The organism is Kineosporia sp. A_224 (genome assembly GCF_002198655.1).
Classification (GTDB): Bacteria; Actinomycetota; Actinomycetes; order Actinomycetales; family Kineosporiaceae; genus R-H-3.
The window spans coordinates 47,940-53,939 of record NZ_MWLN01000113.1; the positions used below are offsets into that span (position 1 = coordinate 47,940).

Here is a 6,000-nt window from a genome sequence, read left to right on the forward strand (position 1 = left end):
TAGCCGTCACCTTGGAGGGATTAGCCCACGCTGCCGAGCGCGATGAATCTGTCCGCGGACTGTTCCCGGAGTTACCTCGACACCCGTTTCTGTCAATCTCCTGTGAACATAGACCGCTGGCCGTCGGGCATCCCATCCGCCGCGACTCAATGCCTCCGCGTAGAGCTCTGCGACGCGCTCGAGTGCAGCGGACGGAGGAGGGCTCGTGTTCTGGCTGAGAACCTCGCGCACTGCCTCGCGTGCGGCAGGGCTGTCCATGGCGGCTGAGACTGCGCGCATAAGCCGGGCGGCGTCCGCGATCTGCGTGACCTTGAGGGACCGGATCGCTGCGTAGTCGACCTCGCGTACGCCCTGCGGGCCTGGCCTGCGGACGCCGTCTTCTTCGGTAAACGAGCTGATCGTCAGGCCGGCAAGGACGACCTTGCCGTTGACCCGCGCCAGGTGAGCGCCGAGAACGAACGGGCCGCCCTCGTCCGGCCAGGGGATGGTGACTGGCTCGTCGGTCAGCCATTCCACCTGCTGCTCGGGCGTCTCCCGTGTCACACCTGAACAGTAGCGGCGTCGCTCGAGGTGCACCTCAATGCATCTCGTGTCAGTTCGTGTCGTTTCATGCACGACGCCATTTCGGACGTTGCGTCGTGACAGGTGAAACAGTTAGAGTCACATCGTGAACCAGCCCAGCTCTCAGCGCTCAGCGCGTCGGGTGACCGTCGCCGGCGGGCCACCCGACCCGCGGATCGAGATGACGCTGCGCCCCGAGCGGGCGGCCGAGATCCTCGGCGTCTCGGTGCGGGCCGTGCACAAGGCCATCGAACGTGGCGACTGCCCAGTGGTCACCATCGGCCGACTCCGGCGCATCCCGACCGCGCAGTTCCTCGCGACGTACGGATTGTCGGATCCCGCGACGTCCGGCCGGCTCCCGAGCAACCCGACGCCGATCGCTCAGCCCCGCCTTTCGGGAGCGGCTGCGTCGCCGCACATCGCGGTGGCTCGCCGCCGCTGACGTGTACAGCCCTCGACGGTGCTGCGAACACCGCCGAGGGCCACGGACATGCACCTTCTCTGACAAGGAGCGCACGTCATGACCGACAGTCTCACCAACGGCACCGACAAGATGACCGGCCCGGCGCTCGGCGCAGGAGGCGGCACGGCGGCGCACGGCAGCAGCCCGGCCCAGCTTGCACGCACCGCCGCCGAGGCGGTGCGAGCACTGAACCACGCGACCATGGACCCGGACGGCGGGTATGGCTACGCCGGCGACGTCTACGACGTCCTGGGGGACCTGTGCGACGTCGCGGACTACCTGTCCCAGGCGGTCACCCAGGCCGCGCGCTGGTTGACGCAGGCCGACGCGGCGGGGCGTCTCTCGGACGTCGACGACCGCTCCGCGCGGGGCACGCTGCTGACCGCCGCCGAGGCGGCCTCGATGCTCGCGTCGGCAGCACGCTATGCGGCTGTCGCCGGCAGCGACCTGGCAACCGCGCAGTGCGCAGTCGGCCGACTCGCGACCGATGACAGCGCGCCATTTCCGTACCTTCCTGCTGACACGGCAGGTGCGCGATGAAGCCGCCGGCTCTTCCCGTGCCGGCGTGGGTACAGACCGTCACCCGCGCCGACCGGCGGTGCGAGTGCACCGGCGCCTGCGGTACTGCGCACGGCCTTCCCACCGTGGCCGGGCCAGAGGCGGACTCCGTCCGGCCGCCGGACGCCGGCAGCGCGGTCACGGTCGGTCGCTGCGGCCGCGGCCCTGGTCGACCGGTCGTCCAGATCGTCGCTGCACCCCGGGACCCCTCGACACCGCTGGCTGCCACGTGGCGCCTACCGGTCACCGACCTCGCCGCGTGGTGCCCGGACTGCTTCTCGGCGGCGTTCCGTCGCCACGCCCGCGCACGCGCCGGGACCGCTGCCGCGGCTCCTGGTCGGACGGACGCGCAGTGAGCCCCCGCCGCAAGAAGCCCGCGCCGCACCCGTTGACCTGCCGGTGCCGCGGCAACGGCTGGGTGTGCGAGGAGCACCCCGACCAGCCCTACGGCTTCGAGCTTCCGGTCAGTTGCTGGTGCGAGGCACCCGGCATGCCCTGCACCGGGATGCCCACGCCGCCCGCTGTGCCCTCCACCGGACCGCTGCCCGCCGAGGCAGCGCCCGAAGACCTGCTCACCCTGTTGGCCGACACGACCGGAGCTGCCGCGTGAAGCCCCGCCGCACCATGAACGCTGGCCGCCGCTGGGCCTACGGCGGAGCCGCCCTCGGCGTCAGCTTGTCCGTCGCCGCGAACGTCGAGCACGTCCTCGTGCAAGGCAACGACACCGCGCCAGGCGCAGTCGTCTCCGCAGCGGCTTGCCCGGTGATCCTCCTCGTGGCGCTCGAGGTCATCGCCCGCACCCGCTGGCCCGACGGGCTGCGCTGGGTGCTGCTGCGTTGGCTCGCCCTGCCGACGGTCGCCGTCGTCGCTGCATCCATCAGCTACCTGCACATGCGCAGCCTCCTGCTGGTCTACGGCGAGTCGACCTGGGCGGCCACCGTCGGACCGCTCGCGGTCGACGGGCTGATGGCCGTGGCAGTCGGTGCTCTCCTCGTCCCGTTCGACGACCCGTCCCAACAGCCCAGTAGCCGCGTGGAGCCTTCGATGGCGGCGCCTACGTCTCCGGCAATCGCTGGCTCGGTGACCACGGCGGACGATGACAGCGGTACGTCGATCGCGGCCGCGCTGTCGAGGGTGGCCCGTCCCCGTCCTGGGCTGCAGCACCAGGCCGCGTCGCGGCGCACGCCACGACCGCCGTCCGGCGGGGTCGAGGCCGCCCGCAGCGGGCTGCTCGAAGCGTTGGCGGCTGGCCCGGCCCGCCAGGCGGACCTCGTGCGCGCCACCGGACTCCCGCGTCGCACCGTCCGTGACCATTTGGCCGTGCTCGTCGGTGCCGGGGACGTCGTCCGGTCCGGACAGGTCTTCACCCGGCCGACGTCGATGGTCGACACGGCGGAGGCCCCCAGCGTGTCGGAACAGAGGCGGGAGTCGGCGGGGGAGCCCGACGACGTCGACATGGCCGATGGTGAGCTCGAGACCGCCACGGCAGGTGTGCGATGAACGACCTCGAGCGTGCGGCTCACGAGTACGCAGACCGTGGCTGGTCAGTGTTCTGCTGCAAGCCGGGGGAGAAGGTCCCCGACACCGTGCACGGCTTCAAGGACGCCACGACGGACCATGACCAGATCCGACGCTGGTGGACCGACCGCCCGGACCGGAACGTTGCCATCGCCACCGGCGCCGCGAGCATCGACGTCCTGGACATCGACGTCCGCCCCGGCCGTACCGGCTACACCGCGTTCCACCGGCTCAGTGCCGCAGGGCTCCTCGCTGGCTACTCCCGCGTCGTCTCCACGCCTTCGGGCGGGATGCACGTCTACTTCAGAGGTAGCGGGCGCGCCGGCGGCAGTGTCCCGACAGCTCTGGTCGACTTCAAGGCCGAAGGCGGGTACGTCCTCGCGCCGCCGTCAGTCGTCGGCGGCCGCCCGTACACCGTCGAGGTCGACCTGCCCGGCCCACACGCCAACCTCGACTGGGACGCAGCCAGGCAGCTTCTCGCGCCGCCGGCGCCAGCACCGGCGCCGACCGGCGCGCAGCCGCGGCGGACGCCGACCACCCCGCTCGGCATCGACCACCTGGTGCGTCACGTGCAACGCCAGGAGTCGGGTTCGCAGAACCGCAACCGCGCCCTGTTCTGGGCCGCTTGCCGGGCCTCCGAGGAAGGCCTCGACCTGCGTCCGCTCGCCGAGGCGGGCCTCGCCGTCGGGCTGACTGCGACCGAGGTCGGCCGCACGCTCGCCTCGGCGCAGCGCACCGTGGCGGGGACATCGGTTCCCGTCATCGGAGGGATCTCGCCTCGAAGCGCCGACGGCAGACCACCTCCCACGCACGCGGCTGTCCGGAAGTCGTCGTCCCGTCGTTGAAACCTCGCCAGTGCAACCCCTCTCACAGCTCTCCCCGAGTCGCTACTCCCGAGCGCTCCCCGGCCGCACAGAAGGGCACCTGCCATGTCGAAGAACCAGCTCAGCCAGGAGGAGCTGCTCGCGCTCCCGGTCACGGTCGACATCGTCACCGCCGGTCGGGCGTTCGGGATCTCCCGGGACACGTCGTACGAGCTGCTGCGCCGCGGGGAGTTCCCGTGCCGCACCCTCAAGGTCGGGCGGCTGCGGCGGGTCCCGCGGGCAGAGATCCTCCGGGCGCTCGGCGTCGAGGAGAGCGCCATCACGCAGGCCTCGGCCTGACGCACCGGAACCGCATCGAGGAGCGCGCGTGCCGAAGTCGTGGAGCGACGCCGTCAAGCAGTGCCACGAACACCCGCGCAAGGTCAACGGGCGCTGGTGCTCCTGCCGCAGCGGCGGATGGCGCTACCGGATGGGCCTGCCGGACCCGGTCACCGGGCTCGTCGGGAGGCCGACCTGGTCGGAGACCTTCCCGACCAAGGACGCCGCCGACCGCAACCAGCGTGCGGTCCGGCAGGCCATCTCCGACAACACCTACGTCCAGGACCGCGGCTACACCGTCGCGGAGTACCTCGAGCAGTGGCTCGAACTCAAGAAGACCCTGGGCCGCAAGCCCTCCACGGTTCAGGGCTACGAGGGCGTCATCCGCGTGCATCTCATCTCGAAGCTCGGCAGGCACCGGCTGCGCGACCTGCGCCCCGACCACGTGCAGGGCATGCTCGACCTGATCGCCCGCGAGCCTGCACGGTCCTGGGGCAAGCAGCACGTGACGCCCACTGCCGGCACGCTGGTGAATGTCAGGGCGGTGCTGCGGGCGGCGCTCAACGACGCGGTGCGACGCCAGCTCATCACGCGCAATGTCGCAACGCTGGTGGCGCTCCCTGCGGCGAAGCGACGCAAGCCCGTCGCCCTGACCGACGACCGGCTCCGGCTCTTCCTCGAAGAAGCAGCGGGGCACCCCTTCGAGCTGCTGTGGTTCGTCGTCTCCGTCTACGGCATGCGCCGCGGCGAGAGCTGCGGCCTGCGCTGGCGCGACGTCGACGAGACGCGACGCGTCATCGAGATCCGGCAGACCATCGTCGACGTCGAGGGCGCGCATGAGTGCGACACCTGCGGTGGCAGCCACCGTCGGATCCTCTTCGACACCCCGAAGTCGCTGGCCGGCGAGCGGATCTACCCGCTTGTCCCGGCCGTCGCCTCGGCACTGGCCGAGCAGCGACGGCGGCAGGACGCCCAACGCGAACTGCACGGCCGGGACTACCGAGACCACGACCTCGTTTTCGCGCTTCCGGACGGGTCACCCATCCGTCCCGACGCCGTCAGCAACCAGTTCCGCGCGGTAATCAAGCGCTCAGGAGCTGCGGAAGGGCTGGACCGGGTGCCGTCGCTCAAGGCGCTGCGCTCGACCGCCGTCACCAACCTCCACGAGGCCGGGACGCCGCTCGAGGTCATCAGTCGGGTCACCGGCCACTCCGGCGGCGAGGTCACGCGGACCCACTACCTGCACGTCTCCGCCGAGCGCACGCGCCTGGAGTTCGGGGCGCTGGCAGACCGCATCGGGCCCAAGTGGTCCGGACGTAGTGACCACCAAAGTGACCACCGGGCCTCTGAGGAGCCCGCCGAGGATGAGGGGGAAACCGTGAACTAGTAGGTCAACGGCCTCTTGATCTTGTGCCCCCGAGAGGACTCGAACCTCCGACACACGGTTTAGGAAACCGATGCTCTATCCACTGAGCTACGAGGGCGCTGCTGCTCGGGGCAGGCTTGGTGAGCCGGCGGCCGGGCGGTGCGTCGGCGGGCCGGCGCGGTGCCAGGTTACCGGACCGGTCGGGGCGCTCGCCCGGGCGTGAGGGTTCGCTCGTTCGGGGGACGGCGGGCACCCGGTGGCGGGAGGATCTCGCCGTGAGTGACGGTGTGGCGGTTCTCCGGGAGCGGTTGGGGCTCGTCGCGGCGCAGCGGGTCGCGGCGCGGCGGTCGTTGCGGCTGTGGCGCGGGCTGTACTGGGCGGCGGGGATCGGG

General features: G+C 71.3%; 7 protein-coding genes and 1 tRNA gene. 6 read left to right on the forward strand and 2 right to left on the reverse strand.

Annotation, left to right across the window (positions count from 1 at the left end; translation table 11 throughout):
- Window positions 1-6: 6 nt before the first annotated feature.
- Window positions 7-543, reverse strand: a complete 537-nt coding sequence (locus EDJALFJO_RS33355) for a hypothetical protein (RefSeq protein ID WP_143448425.1) — start codon at window positions 541-543, stop codon at window positions 7-9.
- Between the two features lie 124 nt (window positions 544-667).
- Between EDJALFJO_RS33355 and EDJALFJO_RS09930 the strand changes: the two genes are divergently transcribed.
- From EDJALFJO_RS09930 to EDJALFJO_RS09960, 6 genes are all read left to right on the forward strand, one after another.
- Window positions 668-1,003: a helix-turn-helix domain-containing protein gene (locus EDJALFJO_RS09930; RefSeq protein ID WP_143448426.1), complete on the forward strand. Its 336-nt coding sequence runs from the start codon at window positions 668-670 to the stop codon at window positions 1,001-1,003.
- A gap of 78 nt (window positions 1,004-1,081) precedes the next feature.
- Complete coding sequence (locus EDJALFJO_RS09935; RefSeq protein WP_088284702.1) at window positions 1,082-1,564, forward strand: hypothetical protein; 483 nt, start codon at window positions 1,082-1,084, stop codon at window positions 1,562-1,564.
- A gap of 624 nt (window positions 1,565-2,188) precedes the next feature.
- Complete coding sequence (locus EDJALFJO_RS09945) at window positions 2,189-3,082, forward strand: DUF2637 domain-containing protein (protein ID WP_088284706.1); 894 nt, start codon at window positions 2,189-2,191, stop codon at window positions 3,080-3,082.
- Entirely contained in the window at window positions 3,079-3,945 is an 867-nt protein-coding gene (locus tag EDJALFJO_RS09950) for a bifunctional DNA primase/polymerase (protein WP_088284708.1), read from the forward strand. The genes EDJALFJO_RS09945 and EDJALFJO_RS09950 overlap by 4 nt, the downstream gene beginning before the upstream one ends.
- Window positions 3,946-4,029: 84 nt before the next feature.
- Complete coding sequence (locus tag EDJALFJO_RS09955) at window positions 4,030-4,263, forward strand: helix-turn-helix domain-containing protein (protein WP_088284710.1); 234 nt, start codon at window positions 4,030-4,032, stop codon at window positions 4,261-4,263.
- A 28-nt stretch (window positions 4,264-4,291) separates the two neighbouring features.
- Window positions 4,292-5,629 (forward strand): site-specific integrase, encoded by a 1,338-nt coding sequence (locus tag EDJALFJO_RS09960; protein ID WP_088284712.1) that lies wholly within the window; start codon window positions 4,292-4,294, stop codon window positions 5,627-5,629.
- 24 nt (window positions 5,630-5,653) lie between these two features.
- On the opposite strand, the gene EDJALFJO_RS09965 is transcribed toward EDJALFJO_RS09960, so the two are convergent.
- Window positions 5,654-5,726: transfer RNA gene (locus tag EDJALFJO_RS09965), tRNA-Arg, on the reverse strand.
- Window positions 5,727-6,000: the final 274 nt, after the last annotated feature.